The sequence below is a fragment of the Streptomyces violaceorubidus genome, from assembly GCF_000717995.1.
GTDB lineage: Bacteria > Actinomycetota > Actinomycetes > Streptomycetales > Streptomycetaceae > Streptomyces > Streptomyces violaceorubidus.
The window spans coordinates 1-23,038 of sequence record NZ_JODM01000017.1 but is presented as its reverse complement, the minus strand read 5'-3'; the positions used below and the strand labels follow the sequence as shown (position 1 = coordinate 23,038).

20 protein-coding genes are annotated in these 23,038 nt (G+C 73.0%); 12 read left to right on the top strand and 8 right to left on the bottom strand.

Features of this window, described 5'->3' with window-relative positions; genetic code table 11:
• Positions 1-50 precede the first annotated feature (50 nt).
• The 4 genes from IE94_RS0120360 to IE94_RS0120345 all read right to left on the bottom strand — a co-directional run bounded on the left by IE94_RS0120360 (position 51) and on the right by IE94_RS0120345 (position 3,200).
• The gene (locus tag IE94_RS0120360; RefSeq protein ID WP_030186347.1) at positions 51-734 is read right to left on the bottom strand and encodes a response regulator; all 684 of its coding nucleotides are present in this window, start codon (positions 732-734) and stop codon (positions 51-53) included.
• Positions 731-1,981, bottom strand: a complete 1,251-nt coding sequence (locus IE94_RS0120355; RefSeq protein ID WP_030186345.1) for a sensor histidine kinase — start codon at positions 1,979-1,981, stop codon at positions 731-733. Before IE94_RS0120355 ends, IE94_RS0120360 begins: the two co-directional genes overlap by 4 nt.
• Positions 1,982-2,096: 115 nt before the next feature.
• Positions 2,097-2,381, bottom strand: a complete 285-nt coding sequence (gene pspAA / locus IE94_RS0120350; protein WP_030186343.1) for a PspA-associated protein PspAA — start codon at positions 2,379-2,381, stop codon at positions 2,097-2,099.
• A 21-nt stretch (positions 2,382-2,402) separates the two neighbouring features.
• Entirely contained in the window at positions 2,403-3,200 is a 798-nt protein-coding gene (locus IE94_RS0120345) for a PspA/IM30 family protein (RefSeq protein ID WP_274543304.1), read from the bottom strand.
• A 232-nt stretch (positions 3,201-3,432) separates the two neighbouring features.
• Here IE94_RS0120345 and IE94_RS0120340 point away from each other — a divergent pair, with 232 nt between their 5' ends.
• From IE94_RS0120340 to IE94_RS0120330, 3 genes are all read left to right on the top strand, one after another.
• On the top strand, positions 3,433-4,110 hold the full coding sequence (locus IE94_RS0120340; protein WP_078606535.1) for a DUF3043 domain-containing protein: 678 nt from the start codon (positions 3,433-3,435) through the stop codon (positions 4,108-4,110).
• Between the two features lie 83 nt (positions 4,111-4,193).
• A complete protein-coding gene (locus IE94_RS0120335) occupies positions 4,194-4,895 on the top strand; it encodes a class I SAM-dependent methyltransferase (protein WP_030186338.1) in 702 nt (233 codons plus the stop codon).
• A gap of 145 nt (positions 4,896-5,040) precedes the next feature.
• Positions 5,041-6,129 carry a S1C family serine protease gene (locus IE94_RS0120330; protein ID WP_030186336.1) on the top strand — a complete coding sequence of 363 codons (1,089 nt, stop codon included), beginning with the start codon at positions 5,041-5,043 and terminating at the stop codon, positions 6,127-6,129.
• A 35-nt stretch (positions 6,130-6,164) separates the two neighbouring features.
• On the opposite strand, the gene IE94_RS0120325 is transcribed toward IE94_RS0120330, so the two are convergent.
• Complete coding sequence (locus tag IE94_RS0120325) at positions 6,165-6,404, bottom strand: hypothetical protein (RefSeq protein ID WP_037923085.1); 240 nt, start codon at positions 6,402-6,404, stop codon at positions 6,165-6,167.
• Positions 6,405-6,600: 196 nt separating this feature from the next.
• Between IE94_RS0120325 and IE94_RS0120320 the strand changes: the two genes are divergently transcribed.
• On the top strand, positions 6,601-7,800 hold the full coding sequence (locus IE94_RS0120320; RefSeq protein WP_030186330.1) for a bifunctional adenosylcobinamide kinase/adenosylcobinamide-phosphate guanylyltransferase: 1,200 nt from the start codon (positions 6,601-6,603) through the stop codon (positions 7,798-7,800).
• Here the strand turns inward: IE94_RS0120320 and IE94_RS0120315 are convergent.
• Positions 7,789-8,502 (bottom strand): class I SAM-dependent methyltransferase, encoded by a 714-nt coding sequence (locus IE94_RS0120315; protein ID WP_167343972.1) that lies wholly within the window; start codon positions 8,500-8,502, stop codon positions 7,789-7,791. The two genes, IE94_RS0120320 and IE94_RS0120315, sit on opposite strands and share 12 nt — an antisense overlap.
• A 139-nt stretch (positions 8,503-8,641) precedes the next feature.
• Between IE94_RS0120315 and cobT the strand changes: the two genes are divergently transcribed.
• Entirely contained in the window at positions 8,642-9,700 is a 1,059-nt protein-coding gene (cobT, locus tag IE94_RS0120310; protein ID WP_030186325.1) for a nicotinate-nucleotide--dimethylbenzimidazole phosphoribosyltransferase, read from the top strand.
• A gap of 166 nt (positions 9,701-9,866) precedes the next feature.
• On the opposite strand, the gene IE94_RS0120305 is transcribed toward cobT, so the two are convergent.
• Positions 9,867-10,607 (bottom strand): hypothetical protein, encoded by a 741-nt coding sequence (locus IE94_RS0120305; RefSeq protein ID WP_030186323.1) that lies wholly within the window; start codon positions 10,605-10,607, stop codon positions 9,867-9,869.
• A gap of 60 nt (positions 10,608-10,667) precedes the next feature.
• On the opposite strand from IE94_RS0120305, the gene IE94_RS0120300 reads away from it, so the two are divergent.
• Positions 10,668-11,450: an adenosylcobinamide-GDP ribazoletransferase gene (locus tag IE94_RS0120300; protein WP_030186322.1), complete on the top strand. Its 783-nt coding sequence runs from the start codon at positions 10,668-10,670 to the stop codon at positions 11,448-11,450.
• 53 nt (positions 11,451-11,503) lie between these two features.
• Here the strand turns inward: IE94_RS0120300 and IE94_RS0120295 are convergent, their stop codons facing one another.
• Complete coding sequence (locus tag IE94_RS0120295; RefSeq protein WP_030186320.1) at positions 11,504-12,316, bottom strand: endo alpha-1,4 polygalactosaminidase; 813 nt, start codon at positions 12,314-12,316, stop codon at positions 11,504-11,506.
• A gap of 251 nt (positions 12,317-12,567) precedes the next feature.
• Here IE94_RS0120295 and IE94_RS0120290 point away from each other — a divergent pair, with 251 nt between their 5' ends.
• From IE94_RS0120290 to IE94_RS0120265, 6 genes are all read left to right on the top strand, one after another.
• The gene (locus IE94_RS0120290; RefSeq protein ID WP_030186317.1) at positions 12,568-14,109 is read left to right on the top strand and encodes a leucyl aminopeptidase; all 1,542 of its coding nucleotides are present in this window, start codon (positions 12,568-12,570) and stop codon (positions 14,107-14,109) included.
• A gap of 360 nt (positions 14,110-14,469) precedes the next feature.
• Positions 14,470-15,858: a dihydrolipoyl dehydrogenase gene (lpdA, locus tag IE94_RS0120285; protein WP_030186315.1), complete on the top strand. Its 1,389-nt coding sequence runs from the start codon at positions 14,470-14,472 to the stop codon at positions 15,856-15,858.
• 62 nt (positions 15,859-15,920) lie between these two features.
• A complete protein-coding gene (gene sucB, locus IE94_RS0120280; RefSeq protein ID WP_030186313.1) occupies positions 15,921-17,699 on the top strand; it encodes a 2-oxoglutarate dehydrogenase, E2 component, dihydrolipoamide succinyltransferase in 1,779 nt (592 codons plus the stop codon).
• A 210-nt stretch (positions 17,700-17,909) separates the two neighbouring features.
• Entirely contained in the window at positions 17,910-18,533 is a 624-nt protein-coding gene (locus IE94_RS0120275; RefSeq protein ID WP_030186310.1) for a GntR family transcriptional regulator, read from the top strand.
• Positions 18,534-18,946: 413 nt separating this feature from the next.
• Complete coding sequence (aceE, locus tag IE94_RS0120270; RefSeq protein ID WP_030186308.1) at positions 18,947-21,652, top strand: pyruvate dehydrogenase (acetyl-transferring), homodimeric type; 2,706 nt, start codon at positions 18,947-18,949, stop codon at positions 21,650-21,652.
• 68 nt (positions 21,653-21,720) lie between these two features.
• The gene (locus tag IE94_RS0120265) at positions 21,721-22,704 is read left to right on the top strand and encodes a helix-turn-helix transcriptional regulator (RefSeq protein ID WP_030186306.1); all 984 of its coding nucleotides are present in this window, start codon (positions 21,721-21,723) and stop codon (positions 22,702-22,704) included.
• Positions 22,705-23,038: the final 334 nt, after the last annotated feature.

Genomic DNA, 23,038 nt, shown 5'->3' with positions numbered 1-23,038 from the left:
CTATTTGCCGCTCCCGCGCCTACTCCCACCGCAGTACACGCGGGAAGGGGTCACTCCACCCTTGGACGGACCAGCCCTGACTCGTACGCGACGACGACCAGCTGGGCGCGGTCGCGGGCGCCCAGCTTGGCCATGGCCCGGTTCACGTGGGTCTTCACGGTGAGCGGGCTGACTTCCAGGCGTTCGGCGATCTCGTCGTTGGAGTGCCCGCCGGCGACCTGGACCAGCACCTCGCGCTCCCGCACGGTCAGCGACTCCAGGCGCTCGGCGCGGGCCGGGTCGCGCTCCTGGTCGGCCGTGTCCTGCTGGGCGAGGAAACGGGCGATCAGCCCCTTGGTGGCGGTCGGCGACAGCAGCGCCTCGCCGCCGGCCGCGACCCGGATCGCGCTGAGCAGTTCCTCGGGCTCCGATCCCTTGCCGAGGAAGCCGGAGGCCCCGGCGCGCAGCGACTGCACCACGTAGTCGTCGACCTCGAAGGTGGTCAGTATGACCACGCGGACGTGGGCCAGGGACGGGTCGGCGCTGATCATGCGGGTGGCGGCGAGACCGTCCGTGCCGGGCATCCGGATGTCCATCAGCACCACGTCGGCCCGCCGCTCGGCGGCCAGCCGGGCCGCCTCCGCGCCGTCGGACGCCTCCCCCACCACCTCCATGTCGGGCTCGGAGTCGACCAGCACCCGGAAGGCGCTGCGCAGCAGCGCCTGGTCGTCGGCGAGCAGGACACGGATCGTCATACGGGGTCCTTGGTGGCTGCGGCGGCTTCGGCGGTGGCCTCGGTGCGGTTCCTGACCGGAAGGATCGCATGCACGCGGAAACCGCCCCCGTAGCGGGGACCGGTGGTGAGGGTGCCGCGTACGGCGGTGACGCGCTCGCGCATGCCGAGCAGACCGTGCCCGCCGCCCTCGGCCGGGGTGTCGGCGGCCTCGCCCCCGGGGGTGCCGTCGTCGAGCACGGTCACCTCGATGTTCGGCCCCACCCGCACGACGCTCACCTCGGCCTTCGCCTGCCGCCCCGCGTGCTTCTGCACATTGGTCAGCGCCTCCTGGATGATGCGGTAGGCGGCCAGGTCGACGGCGGCCGGCAGCTCGGTGCCCTGGTCGGTGCGGGCCACCTCGACCCGCAGTCCGGCGTGGTGGAAGGTGCCCACGAGTTCGTCGAGGCGGGCGAGGCCCGGGGCGGGCTCGGTCGGTGCCTCGGGATCGCCGGACTGGCGCAGCAGCCCGACGGTGGCCCGCAGCTCGTCCAGCGCGCTCCGGCTGGCCTCCCGTACGTGGGCGAGCGCCTCCTTGGCCTGGTCGGGCCGCTTGTCCATGACGTGCGAGGCGACCCCGGCCTGCACGTTGACCAGGGCGATGTGGTGGGCGACGACGTCGTGCAGGTCGCGGGCGATGCGCAGCCGCTCCTCGGCGACCCGGCGGCGCGCCTCCTCCTCCCGGGTGCGCTCGGCCTTCTCCGCCCGGTCCCGGATGGCCTGGACGAAGGCGCGGCGGCTGCGGACGGCGTCCCCGGCGGTGGCGCCGATGCCGGTCCAGGCGAAGACGGCGAGGTTCTCCTGCGCGTACCAGGGCAGGGGGCCGGCCAGCATGGCGGCGCCGGTGAGCACCGTCATGGTGAGCAGGCCGACCCGCCAGGTGGTGGGCCGGTCGGTGGAGGCGGCGACGGTGTAGAGGGCGATGACGGCGGACATGACCACCGGGGCGCGCGGGTCGCCGGTGACGCTCTCGACGACGGAGACGCAGCCCGTGACGACGAGGACCGTCAGCGGCCGGCGGCGCCGGAAGGCGAGCGCGGCGGCGCCCGCGGTCATGAGGGTGAGGCTGAGCACGTCGGGGGTCCGCAGGCCCCAGCTGATGCCCTCCGGGCCGTGCGGGTCCACGAAGGAGCCGGCCACCATGCACAGGAGGACGGCCGCGGCGAGGGCTGCGTCCAGGGCGCAGGGGTGGGCGCCGATGGTGCAGCGGGCGCGGGCGAGGGTGCTCACGGTTTTTTACGGTAGCCGGAATGGCGGTGCCTTATGAGGGGGTCCGCACGCGGTGGGTGTCTTGCTGGGGGCTGCCGCGGGCCGATGTCGCCGGCCTGCGCCGACAAGACACCTCTCAGGCACTCCCAGGAATGAGGCCGTCGTCGCTCAGTAGCTCCTGGACCTCCTCCAGGGTGGCGTCCGGGGACGGGAGGATGAGGTCGGACGGCTCCAGGCTGTCGTCCGGGAGGGACTCGCCCAGTTCGCGGACCTTGGCCAGGAGGGCCTGGAGGGTCGCGCGGAAGCCGGGGCCGTCGCCGTTCTCCATCTCGGCCAGGAGCTCGTCGTCCAGCTTGTTCAGCTCACCGAGCCGGCCGTCGGCCAGCGTCAGCTGTCCCTCCCCCATGATCCGTACGATCATGTCGGCCCTCCTAGCCGTGGGCTACTGCTTGTCGAAGCGCGGGGTGTCCTGCGGTTGCTGCTGGGACTGCGACGGGGCCTGCCCCTGTCCCTGGCCGCCCTCGATGGCCTGCCGGTCGGAGGTGGAGCCCCCGGCCAGCTCGGCCTTCATGCGCTGCAGTTCCAGCTCTACATCCGTACCACCGGAGAGCCGGTCCAGCTCGGCCTGGATGTCGTCCTTGTGCATGCCGGACTGGTCGTCGAGGGCGCCGGAGGCGAGCAGCTCGTCGATGGCACCGGCCCGGGCCTGGAGCTGGGCGGTCTTGTCCTCGGCCCGCTGGATGGCCAGGCCGACGTCGCCCATCTCCTCGGAGATGCCGGAGAACGCCTCGCCGATGCGGGTCTGCGCCTGGGCGGCCGTGTAGGTGGCCTTGATGGTCTCCTTCTTGGTGCGGAAGGCGTCCACCTTGGCCTGGAGGCGCTGGGCCGCCAGAGTGAGCTTCTCCTCCTCGCCCTGGAGCGTGGCGTGCTGCGTCTCCAGGTCGGTGACCTGCTGCTGGAGCGCGGCGCGCCGGGACAGCGCCTCGCGGGCCAGGTCCTCGCGGCCCAGCGCCAGCGCCTTGCGGCCCTGGTCCTCCAGCTTGCCGGACTGGGACTGGAGCTGGTTGAGCTGAAGCTCCAGCCGCTTGCGGCTGGTCGCCACGTCGGCGACGCCGCGGCGCACCTTCTGGAGCAGCTCCAGCTGTTTCTGGTACGAGTAATCGAGGGTCTCGCGCGGGTCCTCGGCCCGGTCAAGGGCCTTGTTGGCCTTCGCGCGGAAGATCATCCCCATACGCTTCATGACACCGCTCATGGGCTTCGCGCGCCCCCTTCTGACCGACTCCAGCTCCAGCGACTGCAACAGAACCCACAGTACGGGCCCTGCATCCATTACCGCACTGTTCGGGGACGGATGCGCTCATCCCCAAGGACGACTGCGTACCTTCCCCGTCCGGCGCAGGGAGTAGGTGCTCCCCGGGGTTGTCCGGAAAGTCCCGGTGGCCGGGGCTGTACGCAACGTCCCCTCTGTCCCCTTGGAGACGACCGGCGTTGCCGGATCGTTCCCCACCGGACTGGGGTCCACACCCCGGCACCCCGTACCCTTGGGTTTTGTGTTCCGTAGCCGTGCCAAGGATGAGAAGGCCCAGAGCGCCGTCAGCGCGCCGGTGACCGACTCCAAGCAGCCCCGCGACCCGCAGGCCCCGAAGGGCAGGCCCACGCCCAAGCGCAGTGCGGCCCAGTCCCAGCGCCGCAGCGTCGCCCATACGCCGATGACGCGCAAGGACGCCGCCAAGCGCCAGCGCGAGGAGCGGCGGACCGCGATGGCCCGGCAGCGCGAGGCCCTCGCGAAGGGCGACGAGCGCTACCTGCCCGCCCGTGACAAGGGCCCGGTGCGCAGGTTCGCGCGCGACTTCGTCGACTCGCGGTTCAACATCGCGGAGTACTTCCTGCCGATGGCCGTGATCATCCTCGTGCTGAGCCTGATCCGGGTGGCCTCGCTGCAGAACATCGCGCTGCTGCTGTGGCTGGTCGTGATCGTGCTGATCGTGCTGGACTCGATCGTCAGCGGCTTCCGGCTGAAGAAGCGGCTCGCCGAGCGCTTCCCGGACGAGCGCCGGCGCGGCGCGGTGGCCTACGCGCTGATGCGCTCGCTCCAGATGCGCCGCCTGCGCCTGCCCAAGCCCCAGGTCAAGCGTGGAGAGCGGCCCTGAGCACGACGCCGTTCACCAAGGGCGCGGCCGAGGCCTGGACAGCGGGACTGTCCGGGCTTCGCAACGTCGTACGGCAGGAGCTGGTGGCCCGGCAGCTGGACGAGCAGATAGCCGGGCGCTTCGCCGTGGGCCGGCGGCTGCGCGTGCTCGACGTCGGGATGGGCCAGGGCACCCAGGCGCTGCGGCTGGCCAGGGCCGGGCACCAGGTGACCGGCGTGGAGCGGGACGCGACGATGATCGCGGCGGCGCGCGAGGCGCTGGGCGGGCAGCCGGAGGGCATCCGGGACCGGATGCGGATCGTCGAGGGCGACGGCCGGGACACCGGCGTGCACTTCCTGCCGGGCAGCTTCGACGTGGTGCTGTGCCACGGCGTGCTCATGTACGTCGAGGAGCCCGATCCCCTGCTCGCGGGGCTGGCCCGGATGCTCGCGCCCGGCGGCCTGCTGTCGCTCGTGGTGCGCAACGGCGACGCGCTCGCGCTGCGCCCCGGCATGCAGGGTGACTGGGCGGGCGCGCTGGCCTCCTTCGACACCACGAACTACCGCAACCGCCTGGGCCTCGACGTCCGCGCGGACCGCCTGTCCACGCTGACGGCGAAACTCGCGGGCATCGGCGCCCCCCTGCACACCTGGTACGGCGTGCGGGTCTTCACGGACACGGCGCCCGACGGCACCACGCCGCCCGACGACCTCGACACCCTGCTGGCCGCCGAGGAACGGGCCGGCCGGACCGACCCGTACCGCTCGGTCGCGGCGCTGCTGCATCTGTGCGGGGTGCGCGGCTGAGGCCCGCCCGGCGAAGCAGGTCGCGGGAAGGGCACGGCACACGGCACCTCTCGGCGCCGGTGAGCGGGTTCTGGTGCCCCGGCTCCGGCGCCCGTTCGGGTGTTCACCGGGGGCCGGGTGCCGGGGGCGCGGTGAGACTCGGGCCATGGACACTTCCCGCGCCCGTCTGCGCCGTCTGCTCGCCCCGGTGGCCGTGCCGGTCTGCTCCCTGCTGCTCGCAACCGGATGTTCCGACGCCGGTTCGGGCGCCGACCGGGGGTCCGGGAGCGCGCGGGAGGGCGACACGGCGCAGGCCGCGGCCCCGCGCGCGGCGAGTGATCTGCAGGCCGACTACGAGCGGGTGATCAAGGACGTCCTGCCCTCGGTCGTGCAGATCCAGGCGGGCGACGCGCTGGGGTCGGGGGTCGTGTACGACGACAAGGGGCACATCGTCACCAACGCGCACGTCGTCGGGGACGGCAAGTCCTTCCGGGTGACGACGGCCCGCGCGGAGGGCGTCCTGACCGCGAAGCTGGTCTCCTCCTACCCGGAGCAGGACCTGGCGGTCGTCAGGCTGGACAAGGTGCCCGAGGGTCTGAGGGCGGCCCGCTTCGGGGACTCCGCGAAGGTCGAGGTCGGGCAGATCGTGCTGGCGATGGGTTCGCCGCTCGGCCTGTCCTCCAGCGTGACGCAGGGCATCGTGTCGGGCACCGGGCGGACCGTGACGGAGAGCGGCAGCGGGGGCGGCACGGGCGCGACCATCGCCGACATGGTGCAGACCTCGGCGGCCATCAACCCCGGCAACAGCGGGGGCGCCCTGGTGAACCTGGACGGACTGGTGATCGGCATCCCGACCCTGGCGGCCACCGATCCGGGCCTGGGCGACAGCGCGGCACCGGGCATCGGGTTCGCGATCCCGGCGTCGATGGTGTCGACGGTGGCCGGGCAGATCATCAAGGACGGCAAGGTCACCGACTCGGGCCGGGCCGCGCTGGGCATCGTCGCCCGCACGGTCGTCGACGACAGCTACCGGCCCGCCGGCGTGGCCGTCGTCGAGGTGAGCGACGGCGGGGCCGCCGACGACGCCGGGCTGCGCGCCGGGGACGTCGTCACCAGGCTCGGGGACACGGACATCACCACCATCACCTCGCTGTCCGAGGCGCTGGCGGCGATGCGGCCGGGCGAGCGGACGAAGGTGACGTACACCCGCGACGGAGCCGAGCACACCGCCGAGGTGACGCTGGGCGAGCAGTGACGGGAGCGAGGCCGCCCCCGTCACGCCCACGGCCCTCAGGCCTCGGTCCCCGCCTCCTCGGCCTCCGCCTCCTCGGCGTGCAGGCTCATCGGGCCGTAGATCTCGGTGGAGTCCTCGAAGAGCCGCACCTGGTCGGTACCGCCCTCCTGGAGGTCCTTCCAGTGCTCCCCGATCCAGGACTCGGCGTCCCCTTGCGTGGTGAATTCCTCGGGCTGCACCGCGGGCTGGACCTCCGTCCCGCCGGCCGTCTCGAACCGCCACGTCCATGCCGCCATGTACGCCTCCAAGATGTGAGCACATGCAGAGCGGAAGCCGGATCTTGGTCCGGCCCCCGCCCGCAGCCTATGCGTTCGGCCGGGCACTCCGTAGAAGGCCGGGAGACCTGATCCGGCGACGGGAACGGCCCGGTCGCCCGCCCTCCGGGGGGGACTCGGACGCGCATGTCGCCGGACGACCGGTGAAAATCGGTGCGTGGACGTGACTCTGCTCGGCACCGGTGCCCCCGCGGGACTGCCCCGCCCCGACTGTCCCTGCGCGGCGTGTGCCGCCGCACAGGGCGAGCAGGCGCGCGCGGCGACCGCGCTGCTGGTGGACGGGGCGCTGCTGCTCGACCTGACGCCCGGCGCCGCGTTCGCCGCCGCGCGGGCCGGGCGCTCCCTGGCCGGCGTACGGCAGGTGCTGCTCTCCCACCCGCACGACGGGCCCGCCGTGGAGGTGCCGGCCGGGCTGCCGCAGCCGGGCCGGGTGCCGGACGGGCGGGAGCTGGCGCTGCTCACCGGGCACCGGGTGCGGGCGGTGGCGCTGGACGCGCCCGGCACCGGGTACGCGGTGACGGGACCGGACGGCGGGCGGTTCCTGTACCTGCCGCCGGGAGGCGCCCCGGCGGGCCTGGAGGAGCCGGCGGAACCGTACGACCTGGTGCTGGCGGACGTCGTGGGGCGGCCGGACGCGCTGGCGAAGCTGCGGGCGGTGGGCGCGGCGGGCCCGACGACGGACGTCGTGGCGGTCCACCTGGACCACGACGTGCCCCCGGGCCGGGAGCTGGCGCGACGGCTCGCGGCGGCCGGGGCCAGGGCGGTACCGGACGGGACGACGCTGGCGGTGGGCTCGTACGAGGACGTGCCCGACGTACCGCGGCGCACCCTCGTGCTGGGCGGCGCCCGGTCGGGCAAGTCGGTGGAGGCGGAACGCCGGCTGGAGTCCTTCCCCGGTGTGCTCTACGTCGCCACCGGCGGCTCCCGGAACGGGGACACCGAGTGGGCGGCCCGGGTCCGCGCCCACCGGGAGCGCCGCCCCGGGTCCTGGCGCACCACCGAGACCTGCGACCTCGTCCCGCTCCTGAAGGAGGAGGGCCCGCCCCTCCTCGTGGACTGCCTGTCCCTGTGGCTGACGGACGCGATGGACGCGGTCGGCGCGTGGGACGACGCGGAGTGGGCCGACAGCGGCGAACGGGCGCTCCGGGACCGGGTGCGGGAGCTGACGGAGGCGGTCCGCACCACGAGGCGCACGCTGGTGGCGGTGTCGAACGAGGTCGGTTCGGGCATCGTCCCGGCCACGGCGTCCGGCCGCCGCTACCGCGACGAACTCGGCCGCCTGAACACGGCGTTCGCCGCCGAGTGCGAGCAGGTGCTGCTGGTGGTGGCGGGCCAGGCGCTGGTGCTACGGGGCTGAGGCGTCCTTGCGCGCGATGACGCGGTGCCCCCGGGCGCCGGTGAGGACCGTGCAGCCCTGGGCCACGAGTTCGGCGCCCAGCCCGACGGGGTGCACCGGCACCAGGCGGCGCGGGTCGGCCACGTCGACGAGCAGATGCCCGCCGGGCCGCAGCGCTCCCAGCGCGGCCCGCAGTTCCGCCCGCGGGTCCGCGACCCGCTCCAGGTACTGGAAGAGGCTGACGACGTCGTAGCGCTCCCGCACCCGGGCCGTGACGTGACGGTCCGTGAGGCGCCCGACGATCGCCTCCTCCACCCGCTCGACGACGCGGGCCCGCAGCACCCGGGGGGTGGGGTCCAGGCCGTCGAACGAGGTGTACGGGAAGTAGGCGCGGGCCACCCGCGGGAAGTCGGCGTCTCCCGTCCCCACGTCCAGCCAGCTCTCGGGCTCGGGGCAGTGGCGGACCATGGCCCGGGCGGCCAGCAGGTGCCCGATCCGGACACCGGCCCGGACCACGGGGTGTTCGGGACCAGGGGTGAGCGGCGGATTCCGGAAGACGTGCCGACAGTCGCAGCACCGCTCGACCGGAGACCGGTGGGGCGCTCCCTGCCGCGGCCCGTCACCGCGCCGCCGGGCCCGCAGCCGCCGCGAGCCGCACCAGGGGCAGTCCTCGCGGTACGGCCCGTACGGGGGGACCGGAGGCACGACGGAGGTTCCGGACACGGGCGGCTCCCGACACGAGACGGCAATTCCAGACAAAACGTTACGTACGTGAGCGCGCTCCGGGGTGCAGCGACGCCGCCGGAGCGTGCTGCCCACGGGCCCTCCGTCGGGTTCGTGCGGGGCCGGTACTGTTCGGCGAATGAGCTCGCTGAATCTCGACGACTTCACCGACCTGATCGAGCGGCCCGACGGCGGGGTACGCCGCGACGCGGAGGCACGCCGGGAGCGTCAGGTCGTTCCGCCCGGATCGCTGGGCCGCCTCGACGACCTGGGCGAGTGGCTGTCGGCCGCCCAGGCCGCCGTACCGGTACGCCCCGTCGTACGCCCCCGGGTGGTGCTGTTCGCCGGTGACCACAAGGTCGCCGAGCTGGGCGTGTCGGCGCGGCCCGCGGGCGGCGCCGGTGAGCTGGTGCGCGAGGTGCTGGAGGGCGGCCGGCCGGTGTCGGTGCTCGCCAGGCGCCTGGACGTCCCCGTACGCGTCGTCGACATGGCCCTGGACTGCGACCCGGAAACGCTGCCGGCCGAGGTCGCGGGACACCGGGTGCGGCGCGGCGGCGGCCGCATCGACATCGAGGACGCGCTGACCCTCGAGGCGGCGGAGGCCGCCTTCCGGGCCGGGATGGCGGTGGCCGACGAGGAGGCCGACTCGGGCACGGATCTGGTGGTGCTCGGGGATGTGAGCGTGGGTGGTACGACCGCGGCGGGCGTACTGGTCGCCGCGCTGTGCGGGACGGACGCGTCGGTCGTCACCGGCCGGGGCGGGGTGCCGATCGACGACCTCGCCTGGATGCGCAAGTGCGCGGCGATCCGTGACGCGCTGCGCCGCGCACGGCCCGTTCTCGGCGACCAGTTGCAACTCCTCGCCACGGTCGGCGGCGCGGACCTGGCCGCCATGACGGGCTTCCTGCTGCAGAGCGCGGTGCGGAAGATGCCGGTGATCCTGGACGGCGTCGTGACGGCGGCGTGCGCGCTGGTCGGCCAGCGGGTCGCCTTCCGGGCACCGGACTGGTGGCTGGCCTCGCACGACAGCGGGGAGCCGGGCCAGGCGAAGGCGCTGGACCGGATGGCCATGGAACCGCTGCTGTCCCAGGGCGTGAAGGTCGGCGAGGGCGCGGGCGGATTGCTGGCGCTCCCCCTGGTCCAGGCGGCGGCGTCGCTGGCGGCGGAGCTGCCGGAGGTCTCCGACGGGGGCGAGTGAACGCGGCGGGGGGTGTCCGCCCGCAGCGGTTGGCGCGTCAACGGAGTTCCAGATCCCTGTCCCACCGATTCCGCGCCGTTCCGAGGACGGACACCCCCCGGCGCGTCCCCGACCCACCACCGAACCCACCGCGCCACCCGCACCCCCACCGGAGCCGCAGGCACCCTCATCGCGGGTCCGGACGCCCCCCGATCCAGTCCTGGACGACCCGGCGCGGCCCGGACCAGCGGCGGTCGTGGTGGTAGGCACGCAGCCTGGACCTCGCGCGGGCGCGTGGGCGACGGGCGTAGAACCGGCGGGCCCACGGGGACCCCGGCCGGGCCAGGCGGACCGCGCCGATCAGGGCGATCACGGGAACGATGACCCCGAAGATCGCCAGCCGTGCCTTGCCCTTGGCCAGGGCGAGGAGGGAGAAGAAGAAGTTCCCCGCGACGGTCGCGATGACGTTCGCGCGGTCCTGCAACTCCTCCTGGGACATCCCGTCGACGCCGAACGGCGTGAACCCCGCAAGGACCAGCCCGACCAGGGCCGCGGTGAGCACCACGACCTCCACGCTCTTGCGCCCCGCCTCGGTCCAGTACACGTCGTCGAGGTGCAGGATCAGCGCGAACTCGTCCAGCACGAGCCCCGCCCCGATCCCGAAGACCACCGCCGCGAGCGCCGACCCGAACCCGTATCGGCCCCCCGCCACCGCGCAGAAGCCGCCGATGACGGTGAGCACGACCCCCGGGACCACGTGGTGGATGTGCACCCCGCCCGCCTTGACGTTCCCGAAGGGCCCCTTGCCCGCCCGGATCAGCCGCGTGATCACCCGGGTGACCACGAAGGTCAGCACGAACGCGCTCAGCGCGAGGAGCAGCGGCAGCTTGCCCGGTTCCACGATGTTGCGCTGCCACCAATCTCCCATATGCGCACTTTATCCCCGAGGCCCGTCAACGCCCCTCCGACCGCCGGGTAGTCTGCGCCGGTGCTCAGGACCCCCTCCCCCGACGGCCTCCGTTTCGCCTTCGGCACCCTCACCGTGCTCCCGGTCAACGTCACCCGCTGGGACCGGGACGCCGCGCGCGGCGGCATGCTGTGGGCGCCGCTGGCCGGACTGACCGTCGGTGTCGCCGCCGCGGGCACCGGGCTCCTGCTGCTGTTCCTGGGCGCGGGAAACCTCCTCGCGGCGGTCGCCACGGCCGCCGTCCCGGCCGTACTCACCCGCGGGCTGCACCTGGACGGGCTGGCCGACACCGCCGACGGACTGGGCAGCGGCAAGCCCGCCGAGGACGCCCTGCGGATCATGAAGCAGTCCGACATCGGACCGTTCGGCGTCCTCACCCTGCTGTTCACGCTGCTCGCCCAGGTGGCCGCCCTCGCCCAGGCCTACGGCGACTCGTGGGCCCGGGGCGCGCTGGCCGCCGTGGTCTCGGCGACCGCCGCCCGGCTGGCGCTCACGACGGCGGCCCGGGCCGGGGTGCCCGCCGCCCGTCCGGAGGGCCTGGGCGCGGCGGTCGCCGGAGTGGTCCCGGCCGGCGGGGCGCTGGCCGCGGCGGCGGTCGTCACCCTGGCCGGCGCGGCGGCGGGCGCGTACCTGGGCCCGTACGAAGCGCTGCGCACCGCACTGGCCGTGGTGGGCGCCGCCGCGGCGGCCGAACTCCTGCTGCGCCACTGCGTCCGCCGCTTCGGCGGCGTCACCGGCGACGTCTTCGGCGGAGTAGCGGAGACGGCGGCCACGACCGCGCTGGTCGTGCTGGTCCTGGGCTGACCCACAACCGAACCCGACCCGAACCGACCCCGAACCGAACCCGGCGTCAGCGTTCAGCAGGCCTCACGCCACGCATCCAGTTCGTACTTCTTCAGCATCGAACTGAGCCGCAGCGCACGGGAATCGCCGCAGAAGCGTTCCGTCGGCAGCTCGTACTCGACGTGGAAGACGGCCTTGTCCGCGTCGATGAACGGCTGGTTCTCGGCGCACTCGCCGTACTGGGCGCACTGTTCGTTGACGGCGAAGTCGAAGTCGTCCACCAGCTCCGGGATCTGGTCCAGGTCGTTCTTCAGCCCGACGGACATCCCGCGGTCGTGGGCGAGCTTCGCGATCAGCCGGTTGTAGCGGAGCTGGTCCTCGCCGGTGAGCGGGAAGCCGGTCTCGTTCTTGTAGCCGTCCATGTTGTCCGGCTCGACCGCGTCGAAGCCCTTCTCGCGGCACATGTCGAGGCGTTCAGCCATCAGCGGCTCCAGGACGTCCGTCGCGCGGATGTCCAGCCACCGCTCGCCCTCCCAGCCGTTGCCCTTGCCCAGCACCGCCGCCGGGAACTCGTCGGCGTCCGGCCGGAAGTTCTCCCAGGCACCGGTGGAGACGTAGCAGATGACCTTGCGTCCGTCCTCGTGCAGCCGGGCGACGGTGGCCTCGCCGTGGTCGAAGCCGTCGATGTCGTAGACGGGTACGTCGACGGACGTGTCGAGCCTGCCGCTGAGCTGCCACTGCCAGGCGGTGCCGGGCGTGGGCCGCCAGCGGTCCGCGGCGGCGCCGCCGCCGTCGCCGTCGTCGCCGCCGCCGGGGGCCGACGTACAGCCCGCGAGCAGCAGCAGCGGCAGCAGGAGGAGGGCTGTCGACGGGACCGGGCGTCTCACGGAAAGTGCTCCAGGGTGCGGGAGGGGTGTGCGGCGTACCCCCGGAATGATCTCCCATCCCCGCAGACGCGGGGAAACCGCGGCCCCGCGGGAGGGAGCCCGGCGGGGCGCGAGCGTAGGCTCGTGCCGAGTGTTCGCCTGCCCAGGCGAGGACCGCATCGCAGGAGGGATCTAGGGTCGGATGTCGGGCCCGGTCGACCCACCCGCATTCGGCCACACCAGACTTCATACGGAAGCGAGATTTCACCACCGTGACTGCTCTCACTCTCTCCACCGCCGCGGCGCCCGGCCTCCGGGCCGACGCGATCGTGATCGGCGTCGCCAAGGGCGCAGGCGGCCCGTTGGTCGCCCCGGGCGCCGAAGCCGTGGACAAGGCGTACGACGGCCGGCTCGCCGCCGTCCTGGAGACCCTCGGCGCCTCCGGCTCCGAGGGCGAGGTGACGAAGCTGCCCGCGCCGTCCGGCTTCAAGGCCCCCGTCGTGGTGGCGGTGGGCCTCGGTGCCGAGCCCGAGAAGGACGCCGGTTTCGACCCCGAGGCCCTGCGCCGGGCCGCCGGCGCGGCCGCCCGTGCCCTGGCCGGCGCCAAGAAGGCCGCCTTCGCCCTGCCGCTCGCCGAGGCCGCCGACGCCGGTGTCGTCGCCGAGGGCGTGCTGCTCGGCGCGTACTCCTTCGACGCGTACAAGGAGTCCGCGAAGGACACCAAGGACGGCAAGGGCGCCAAGGGCAACGGCAAGGCCCCGCTGGCGGAGGCCGCGCTGCTCGGCGGCAAGCCCCGCGACAAGGCGTACAAGGCGGCCGTCGAGCGTGCCGCGGCGGTCGCCGAGGAGCTGAACCGCGCCCGCGACCTGGTCAACACCCCGCCGAACGACCTCAACCCGGAGGCGTTCGCGGCGGTGGCGCAGACGGCCGCCAAGGAGCACGGCATCAAGGTGCAGGTGCTCGACGAGAAGGCGCTCGTCAAGGGCGGCTACGGCGGCATCCTCGGCGTCGGCGCCGGTTCGGCGTCGGGTCCGCGGCTGGTCAAGCTGTCGTACACCTCGCCCAAGGCGAAGAAGTCCCTCGCCTTCGTCGGCAAGGGCATCACCTACGACTCGGGCGGCATCTCCCTCAAGCCGGCCGGGCACAACGAGACGATGAAGTGCGACATGGCCGGTGCCGCCGCCGTGTTCGCCGCGGTCGTCGCCGCCGCGCGGCTCGGCCTGGAGGTCAACGTGACCGGCTGGCTGGCGCTGGCCGAGAACATGCCGTCCGGTTCCGCCACCCGCCCGGGTGACGTGCTGCGGATGTACAGCGGCAAGACGGTGGAGGTGCTCAACACCGACGCCGAGGGCCGGCTCGTGCTCGCCGACGCGCTGTGGGCGGCCTCGCAGGACAAGCCGGACGCGATCATCGACGTGGCGACCCTGACCGGCGCGATGATGCTCGCGCTGGGCAGCCGTACGTACGGGATCATGGCGAACGACGACGCGTTCCGCTCCGCGGTGCACGAGGCGGCGGAGGAGTCCGGCGAGCCGGCGTGGCCGATGCCGCTGCCGGAGCACCTGCGCAAGGGCATGGACTCCCCGACCGCGGACATCGCGAACATGGGCGAGCGGATGGGCGGCGGCCTGGTGGCCGGTCTGTTCCTGCGGGAGTTCGTCGGCGAGGGCATCACCTGGGCGCACCTCGACATCGCGGGTCCGGCCTTCAACGAGGGCGCGCCGTTCGGGTACACCCCGAAGGGCGGCACGGGTACGGCGGTGCGGACGCTGGTGCGGGTCGCCGAGCGGGTTGCCCTCGGCGATCTCGGCTGACGTACGCCTGAGAGGGCGGTTCCGCCCTCTGAGAACTCGGGGGTGCGGGTGACTGCGCGGCTGCGGGCCCGTCGTGGCTTGTCGCGCGGTTCCCCGCGCCCCTGGGTTGGCTGTCCCTGCGTCGGCCCACACGAACCGCAGGGCGTCGCGAGGTGAACCGCGGCCCGGGTGAAGGCCCGCTCACGTGGACGTGGGGCGTCTCACACCCCGGCCCCACGTCTCGTTCGCCTCTCACAGGTGCGAAGATGGAGCCCGGCAGGACAGGGCCCACCCCAAGGGCCGAGAACAAAGAGCGGCCGGACACCAGCCGCCGACCGGTCACTGGAGACCGGCGTGGCGCACATGCATGGAGGACGTGACGTGGCGAACGACGCCAGCACCGTTTTCGACCTAGTGATCCTCGGCGGTGGCAGCGGTGGTTACGCCGCGGCCCTGCGCGGGGCGCAGCTGGGCCTGGACGTCGCCCTGATCGAGAAGAACAAGCTTGGCGGCACCTGCCTGCACAACGGCTGTATTCCCACCAAGGCCCTGCTCCACGCGGGCGAGGTCGCCGACCAGTCCCGCGAGAGCGAGCAGTTCGGCGTCAAGACGTCCTTCGAGGGCGTCGACATGGCCGGTGTGCACAAGTACAAGGACGAGGTGATCGCCGGCCTGTACAAGGGTCTGCAGGGTCTGGTCGCCTCCCGCAAGATCACCTACATCGAGGGTGAGGGCCGGCTCTCCTCCCCCACCTCCGTCGATGTCAACGGCCGGCGTGTCCAGGGCCGCCACGTCCTGCTGGCGACCGGCTCCGTGCCGAAGACCCTGCCGGGCCTGGAGATCGACGGCAACCGGATCATCTCCTCGGACCACGCCCTCACGCTCGACCGGGTGCCGAAGTCCGCCATCGTCCTCGGCGGCGGTGTCATCGGCGTCGAGTTCGCCTCCGCGTGGAAGTCCTTCGGTTCCGAGGTCACGGTCATCGAGGGCCTCAAGCACCTGGTCCCGGTCGAGGACGAGAACAGCTCCAAGCTCCTGGAGCGCGCCTTCCGCAAGCGGGGCATCAAGTTCAACCTGGGCACCTTCTTCCAGAAGGCCGAGTACACCCAGGACGGCGTCAAGGTCACCCTCGCCGACGGCAAGGAGTTCGAGGCCGAGATCCTGCTCGTCGCCATCGGCCGCGGCCCGGTCTCGCAGGGCCTGGGCTACGAGGAGAACGGCGTCGCGATGGACCGCGGCTTCGTCCTCGTCGACGAGTACATGCGGACCAACGTCCCGACCATCTCCGCCGTCGGTGACCTCGTTCCCACCCTCCAGCTCGCCCACGTCGGCTTCGCCGAGGGCATCCTGGTGGCGGAGCGGCTCGCCGGCCTGAAGACCGTGCCGGTCGACTACGACGGCGTGCCGCGGGTGACGTACTGCCACCCGGAGGTCGCCTCCGTCGGTCTCACCGAGGCCAAGGCGAAGGAGGTCTACGGCGCGGACAAGGTCGTCTCGATCAAGTTCCCCCTGGGCGGCAACGGCAAGAGCCGCATCCTGAAGACCGCGGGCGAGATCAAGCTGGTCCAGGTCAAGGACGGGGCCGTGGTCGGCGTCCACATGGTCGGCGACCGTATGGGCGAGCAGGTCGGCGAGGCGCAGCTGATCTACAACTGGGAGGCGCTGCCGGCCGAGGTGGCCCAGCTCATCCACGCCCACCCGACGCAGAACGAGGCGCTCGGCGAGGCGCACCTGGCGCTGGCCGGCAAGCCGCTCCACATGCACGACTGACCGCTTCGGTCTTCGGGCGCGACGACACAGACTTCCGCAATTCGTAAGGAGCAACCGAAACCATGGCGGTTTCCGTAACCCTTCCGGCGCTCGGCGAGAGCGTCACCGAGGGCACCGTCACCCGCTGGCTGAAGGCCGAGGGTGAGCGCGTCGAGGCCGACGAGCCGTTGCTCGAGGTCTCGACCGACAAGGTCGACACCGAGATCCCGGCCCCCGCCTCGGGCGTGCTGTCCTCCATCAAGGTGGCCGAGGACGAGACCGTCGAGGTCGGCGCCGAGCTGGCGCTGATCGACGACGGTTCCGGCGCCCCCGCCGCCGCTCCGGCCCCGCAGGCCGAGCAGGTCGCCGAGCCGGCTCCCGAGCCCGCCCCGGCCGCCCCCTCCACCGAGCAGGCCGCCCCGGCGCCCGCTCCGACGGCCGAGGCCGCCGCCGGTGGCTCCGCCGAGGGCACGGACGTGGTCCTGCCCGCGCTCGGCGAGTCCGTCACCGAGGGCACCGTCACCCGCTGGCTGAAGTCGGTCGGTGACAGCGTCGAGGCCGACGAGCCGCTGCTCGAGGTCTCGACCGACAAGGTCGACACCGAGATCCCGGCCCCCGCCTCCGGCACCCTGCTGGAGATCGTGGTCGGCGAGGACGAGACCGCCGAGGTCGGCGCCAAGCTCGCCGTCATCGGCGCCGCGGGTGCCGCCCCGGCGGCTGCCCCGGCCGCCCCCGCCGCCCCCGCCGCCCCGGCCCAGCCCGAGCCCACCCCGGCTCCGGCGGCTCCGGCCCCGGCTCCCGCGCAGGCCGCTCCGGCTCCGGCCGCCCCTGCCCCGCAGGCGCCGCCGGCTCCGGCTCCGCAGCCCGCCGCCCCGGCGCCCGCGCCGGCCCCGGCCGCCGCTCCGGCCGCCCCGGCCGCCGCCCAGCCGGTGGACGACGGCGCCTACGTCACCCCGCTGGTGCGCAAGCTCGCCGCCGAGAACGGCGTCGACCTGTCCACCGTCAAGGGCACCGGCGTCGGCGGCCGTATCCGCAAGCAGGACGTCGTCGCCGCCGCCGAGGCCGCGAAGGCCGCCCCGGCCCCGGCCGCCGCCCCCGCGGCGCCCGCCGCGAAGAAGGCCCCCGTCCTGGAGGCCTCCCCGCTGCGTGGCCAGACCGTCAAGATGCCGCGCATCCGCAAGGTCATCGGCGACAACATGGTCAAGGCGCTGCACGAGCAGGCCCAGCTGTCGTCGGTCGTCGAGGTCGACGTCACCCGGCTGATGAAGCTGCGCGCCCGGGCCAAGGACGCGTTCGCGGCCCGTGAGGGCGTCAAGCTCTCCCCGATGCCGTTCTTCGTCAAGGCCGCGGCCCAGGCCCTCAAGGCCCACGCCCCGGTCAACGCCAAGATCAACGAGGCCGAGGGGACCATCACCTACTTCGACACCGAGAACATCGGTATCGCGGTGGACTCCGAGAAGGGCCTGATGACCCCGGTCATCAAGAACGCCGGCGACCTGAACCTGGCCGGCATCGCCAAGGCGACCGCCGACCTGGCGGGCAAGGTGCGGGCCAGCAAGATCAGCCCGGACGAGCTGGCCGGTGCGACCTTCACCATCAGCAACACCGGTTCGCGCGGCGCGCTGTTCGACACGATCATCGTGCCGCCGGGCCAGGTCGCCATCCTCGGCATCGGTGCCACGGTCAAGCGTCCGGCCGTCATCGAGACGGAGGACGGCCCGGTCATCGGCGTCCGCGACATGACGTACCTGACCCTGTCCTACGACCACCGTCTGGTGGACGGCGCCGACGCCGCCCGCTACCTGACGGCGGTCAAGGCGATCCTGGAGGCGGGCGAGTTCGAGGTCGAGCTCGGCCTGTAGTTCCCCCCTTCAGAGGACTTCTGTGATGCCCCCGCCCGGAAATATCCGGGCGGGGGCATCACCGCGTTCCGGCCGGGGCACCCTGTGTAAGTCTCGTCTCACCTGCGTCAAAGCGCCCCCGTGCGCCCTTCCCGCCCACCGTGACGGCCGTATTGTTTCTCAACGTCAGCCGCCCCGGGGTCCGAAGGGGACCCTCCCGAAGGAGCTCTCATGACCGCGCCCGTCGTCCACTCGCTGCGCGAACAGATCCGCGAGCACATCCTGGAAGGGATCATCAGCGGACGCTGGCAGCCGGGCGAGCGGATCGTGGAGCGCCGGATCGCGACCGAGCTGGAGGTCAGCCAGACGCCGGTGCGGGAGGCGCTGCGGGAGCTGGAGTCGCTGCGGCTGATCGAGTCGGCGCCGAACAAGGGCGTGCGGGTGCGCAACCTGACCGCCGCCGACCTGGAGGAGAGCTACCCCGTCCGGGCCGGCCTGGAGGCGATCGCGGCCGAGCTGGCGGCGGACCGCCTCGCAGTGGACTGCTCGGCCCTGGAGCCGCACGTCGCCGCGCTGTACGAGGCCGACCGGGTCTCCGACGGCACCGGCCAGGTGCGGCACACGGTGGCCTTCCACCGGGAGCTGGTGCGGGCGGCGGGCAACTCGGTGCTGCTGCACACGTGGGAGGGGCTGGGGATCGAGGTGTTCACGGCCCTGTCGATACGGTGGCTGGGGACGGTGCAGCAGTCGTACGCGGAGGAGCACGAGGAGCTGGTCGCGGCCTTCCGCCGCCGCGATCCGCGCATCCCGGAGATCGTGAAGGCCCACGTCCTCGGCTGCGCACCCCGGGCGTAGTTCTTCGCCCCCGCCGCCCCTACCCTTCCCGACCCTGGGGGCTCCGCCCCCAGACCCCCGATTCGCGCAGTTCCCCGCGCCCCTGAAAGGGGCGCGGGGAACTGCGCGATCAGCCACGGCTGAGCCGCGGCCGCCCTACCACCGCTCCCCCCGAGCTCATCCGCGCGCACCCTGCCTCACCTGCACAAACCCCCCACTTCAAGGTCACTCCGTGCCATCACCGAAGGCACCCCGTGCCGACTTTCTCGTGATCAAGAGTTTTTGGTCCTCAACCCTTTGATCGATCATCGATCAGGGAGTTACAGTCACAGACGGGCTTCCACCCGAGCCCCAGCCCTGTCCTGCCAAAGACCTAGGGCACCCCCGAACCCTTGCCGATGAGGGAACCCCCTTCGACTGAGGAAGGCGGCGACATGACGACCGACTCCAAAGCCATCCAGCCGAGCGAGCTCGACCAGCTCCCGGACCGCGACCCCGAGGAGACCGCCGAATGGCGGGCCTCCCTGGACGCCGTCACCCAGGCGGCCGGGCCGCACCGTGCCGCGTACCTGATGCGCCGCACGCTGGAGCGCGCCGAGGGCGCGGGCCTGGCGCTGCCGAAGCTGCTGGAGACCGACTACGTCAACTCCATCCCGACCGCCGACGAGCCCACCGTGGACGGCGACGAGGCGATGGAGCAGCGGATCACCGCCTGGAACCGCTGGAACGCGGCGGCGATGGTGACCCGCGGCAGCAAGTACGGCGTCGGCGGCCACATCGCCACCTTCGCCTCCGCGGCCTGGCTCTACGAGACCGGCTTCAACCACTTCTTCAAGGGCAAGGAGGGTGACGGCTCCGGCGACCAGCTCTACATCCAGGGCCACGCCTCCCCCGGCATCTACGCCCGTGCCTTCCTCGACGGCCGCCTGTCCGAGGAGCAGCTGGACAACTTCCGCCGCGAGGCCGGCGGCAACGGCCTGCCGTCCTACCCGCACCCGCGCCGGCTGCCCTGGCTGTGGGAGTTCCCCACCGTCTCCATGGGCCTCGGCCCGATCTCCGCGATCTACCAGGCGCGGTTCAACCGCTACCTGACCAGCCGCGGCATCAAGGACCTGACGAACTCCCACGTGTGGGCGTTCCTCGGTGACGGCGAGATGGACGAGCCGGAGTCCACCACCGCGCTCACCCTCGCCTCCCGCGAGGGCCTGGACAACCTGACCTTCGTCATCAACTGCAACCTGCAGCGCCTCGACGGTCCGGTCCGCGCCAACTTCAAGATCGTGCAGGAGCTGGAGGCCCTGTTCCGGGGTGCCGGCTGGAACGTGATCAAGTCGCTCTGGGGCACCGCCTGGGACGAGCTGTTCCAGCTCGACACCACGGGCGCGCTCGTACGCCGCCTGCGCGAGGTACCGGACGCCCAGGTCCAGACGTACCAGACGCGCGACGCCGCCTACATCCGCGAGGACTTCTTCAACAAGGACCCGCAGCTCGCCGAGATGGCGAAGCTCCTGTCCGACGACAAGATCCTCGACTGCTTCCACTTCTCCCGCGGCGGTCACGAGTCCCGCAAGGTGTACGCCGCGTACAAGGCCGCCCTCGCCCACAAGGGCGCGCCGACCGTGATCCTGGCCCAGACGGTCAAGGGCCACACCCTCGGCCGCGGCTTCGCGTCCAAGAACGCCAACCACCAGATGAAGAAGCTTTCGGTGGACGAGTTCAAGGAGATGCGCGACCTCCTCGGCCTGCCGATCAAGGACAGCGACTTCGTCGACGGCGTGGTGCCCTACGGCCACCCGGGCGCCGACTCCCCCGAGGTGCGCTACCTCCAGGAGCGCCGCGCCGCCCTCGGCGGTCCGGCCCCGGCCCGCCGCGTCCACCCGCTCGCGCCGCTGCCCGCGCCCGCCGACAAGGCGTTCGCCTCTTTCGACAAGGGCTCCGGTTCGCAGAACGTGGCCACCACCATGGCCTTCGTCCGCCTGGTCAAGGACCTGGTCCGCGACAAGGAGACCGGCAAGCGCTGGGTGCCGATCGTCCCCGACGAGGCGCGCACCTTCGGCATGGAGAGCCTCTTCCCGTCCCTGGGCATCTACTCCCCCAAGGGCCAGACGTACGAGCCGGTCGACCGCGACCAGCTGATGTACTACAAGGAAGCCACGAACGGCCAGATCCTCAACGAGGGCATCACCGAGGCCGGCTCGATGGCCGACTTCATCGCCGCGTCCACCGCGTACGCGACGCACGGCGAGGCGATGATCCCGTTCTACATCTTCTACTCGATGTTCGGCTGGCAGCGCACGGCCGACCAGATGTGGCAGCTCGGCGACCAGCTCGGCCGCGGCTTCCTGGTCGGCGCCACCGCGGGCCGCACCACCCTCACCGGTGAGGGCCTCCAGCACGCGGACGGCCACTCCCCGGCCATCGCGGCGACCAACCCCGCCGCCCTCTCCTACGACCCGGCGTTCGCGTACGAGATCGCGGCGATCGTCAAGGACGGTCTGCGCCGCATGTACGGCGAGGCGGCCCCGGGCGAGGACCCGAACGTCTTCTACTACCTGACGGTCTACAACGAGCCGATGCCGCAGCCGGCCAAGCCGTCCGCGCCCGGCGTCGACGAGGGCATCGTCAAGGGCCTGTACCGCTTCAACACGGCGGAGACCGCGGGCCTGGCCCCGGCCGCGAACGCCCCGCGCATCCAGCTGCTCGGCTCCGGCACGGCGATCCACTGGACGCTCAAGGCGCAGCGGCTGCTCGCCGAGGAGTGGGGCGTGGCCGCCGACGTGTGGTCCGCGACCTCCTGGACGGAGCTGCGCCGGGACGCCATGGACGCCGACGCGGCGCTGCTGCGCGGCGAGGAGCGGGTGCCGTACCTCCGCCGGGCGCTCCAGGGCGCCGAGGGTCCGGTCCTCGCGGTCTCCGACTACATGCGCCAGGTACCGGACCAGATCGCGCAGTGGGTCGAGCAGGACTACTCGTCGCTCGGTGCCGACGGCTTCGGCCTGTCGGACACCCGTGACGCCGCCCGCCGCCACTTCGGCGTGGACGCCGAGTCCATCGTGGTCGCGGCCCTGGCCCAGCTCGCCAGGCGCGGCGAGGTCAAGGCGACGGCCGTGAAGGAGGCGCGCGAGCGCTACGGCCTGTAGAGGTCACGCGTCGTCGGAAGGCCCCCGCCGCGGCGGGGGCCTTCCGCGTCCTCCTGCATCATGTGGGGATGCGTGCTGCCCGCCTGATCAAGATGGTGCTGCTCCTCCAGTCCCGTCCGACGATGACCGCCGCCGAGCTGGCCCGGGAGCTGGAGGTGTCGGAGCGGACCGTGACGCGGGACGCGCAGGCGCTGTCGGAGGCGGGCGTGCCGGTGTACGCGGAGCGGGGCCGGGCCGGCGGCTACCGCCTGATCGGTGGCTACCGCACCCGCCTGACCGGGCTGGCCCGGGGCGAGGCGGAGGCGCTGTTCCTCTCCGGAGTCCCTGGGCCGCTGCGCGAGATGGGCCTGGAGGACGCCGCGTCGGCGGCCCGCCTGAAGGTGTCGGCGGCTCTGCTCCCCTCCCTGCGGGACGCCTCCCGTACGGCGGCCCAGCGCTTCCACCTGGACGCGCCGAACTGGTTCCGCGAGCCGGAGACACCCGAGCTGCTGCCCGCGGTGGCGGACGCGGTCTGGGACGACCGGCGCGTCACCGCACGCTACAGGCGCGGCACGGACGAGGTCGTCCGCGAACTGGAGCCGTACGGCCTGGTGCTGAAGGCGGGGGTCTGGTACCTGTGCGCGCGGGTCGCGGGGGCGGGCGGCGACGGGCCCTTCCGTGTGTACCGCATCGACCGTTTCACGGCGGTGGACCCGGGCGGGGACCGCTTCGTCCGGGACGACGCCTTCGATTTGCCCGCGTTCTGGGCGGAGCGGGCCGAGCAGTTCGCGCGCTCGATCCTGCGGGCCGAGGTCGTGGTGCGGCTGTCGGAGCGGGGCGTACGCGCGCTGCCGCACACCGTCGACGCGCCGGCCGCCCGGGAGGGGCTGGCGGCCGCGGGGGCGCCGGACGCGGCGGGCTGGGTGACGGTGGCGCTGCCGGTGGAGTCGGAGGACGTCGCGCACGAGCAGCTCCGCGGGCTCGGGCCGGAGGTGGAGGTGCTGTCACCACCGACACTGCGGGAGCGCTTCGCGCGGGATGCGCGGCGGTTGGCGGGGTTGTACGGGGGCTGAGGCACGGGGTGGGTCGGCGCGGGGTGGGGGCCGCGGACCGGGGTTTCCTGGTCACCCGGCGTGGGTGTGGGCCGGGGGGGGGTGGGACGCGGCCCGGCGTAGCGGGGTGCCCCGGCGGAGCGGGGTGCCGCTGCGCCCACCCGTGCCGCCTGGGGGTACCTCCCAGGCCGTTCAGGCACTGGGGGAGGCACGACTGCCCGCAGCTGGGGGATGGCGGGATGGCCGCGTACGGCGCGAAGGGGTCGTGTCGGGGGGTGTCCGCCCGCAGCGGTTGGCGCGTCAACGGAGTTCCAGATCCCTGTCCCACCGATTCCGCGCCGTTCCGAGGACGGAC

What these genes read in the sequence shown, in the direction of transcription:
- IE94_RS0120360 (WP_030186347.1), bottom strand. Translation starts at nt 734, where the DNA reads ATGACGATCCGTGTCCTGCTCGCCGACGACCAGGCGCTGCTGCGCAGC.
- pspAA (WP_030186343.1), bottom strand. Translation starts at nt 2,381, where the DNA reads ATGATCGTACGGATCATGGGGGAGGGACAGCTGACGCTGGCCGACGGC.
- IE94_RS0120345 (WP_274543304.1), bottom strand. Translation starts at nt 3,200, where the DNA reads ATGAAGCGTATGGGGATGATCTTCCGCGCGAAGGCCAACAAGGCCCTT.
- IE94_RS0120330 (WP_030186336.1), top strand. Translation starts at nt 5,041, where the DNA reads ATGGACACTTCCCGCGCCCGTCTGCGCCGTCTGCTCGCCCCGGTGGCC.
- IE94_RS0120325 (WP_037923085.1), bottom strand. Translation starts at nt 6,404, where the DNA reads ATGGCGGCATGGACGTGGCGGTTCGAGACGGCCGGCGGGACGGAGGTC.
- cobT (WP_030186325.1), top strand. Translation starts at nt 8,642, where the DNA reads ATGAGCTCGCTGAATCTCGACGACTTCACCGACCTGATCGAGCGGCCC.
- IE94_RS0120305 (WP_030186323.1), bottom strand. Translation starts at nt 10,607, where the DNA reads ATGGGAGATTGGTGGCAGCGCAACATCGTGGAACCGGGCAAGCTGCCG.
- sucB (WP_030186313.1), top strand. Translation starts at nt 15,921, where the DNA reads ATGGCGGTTTCCGTAACCCTTCCGGCGCTCGGCGAGAGCGTCACCGAG.
- IE94_RS0120275 (WP_030186310.1), top strand. Translation starts at nt 17,910, where the DNA reads ATGACCGCGCCCGTCGTCCACTCGCTGCGCGAACAGATCCGCGAGCAC.
- aceE (WP_030186308.1), top strand. Translation starts at nt 18,947, where the DNA reads ATGACGACCGACTCCAAAGCCATCCAGCCGAGCGAGCTCGACCAGCTC.
- IE94_RS0120265 (WP_030186306.1), top strand. Translation starts at nt 21,721, where the DNA reads ATGCGTGCTGCCCGCCTGATCAAGATGGTGCTGCTCCTCCAGTCCCGT.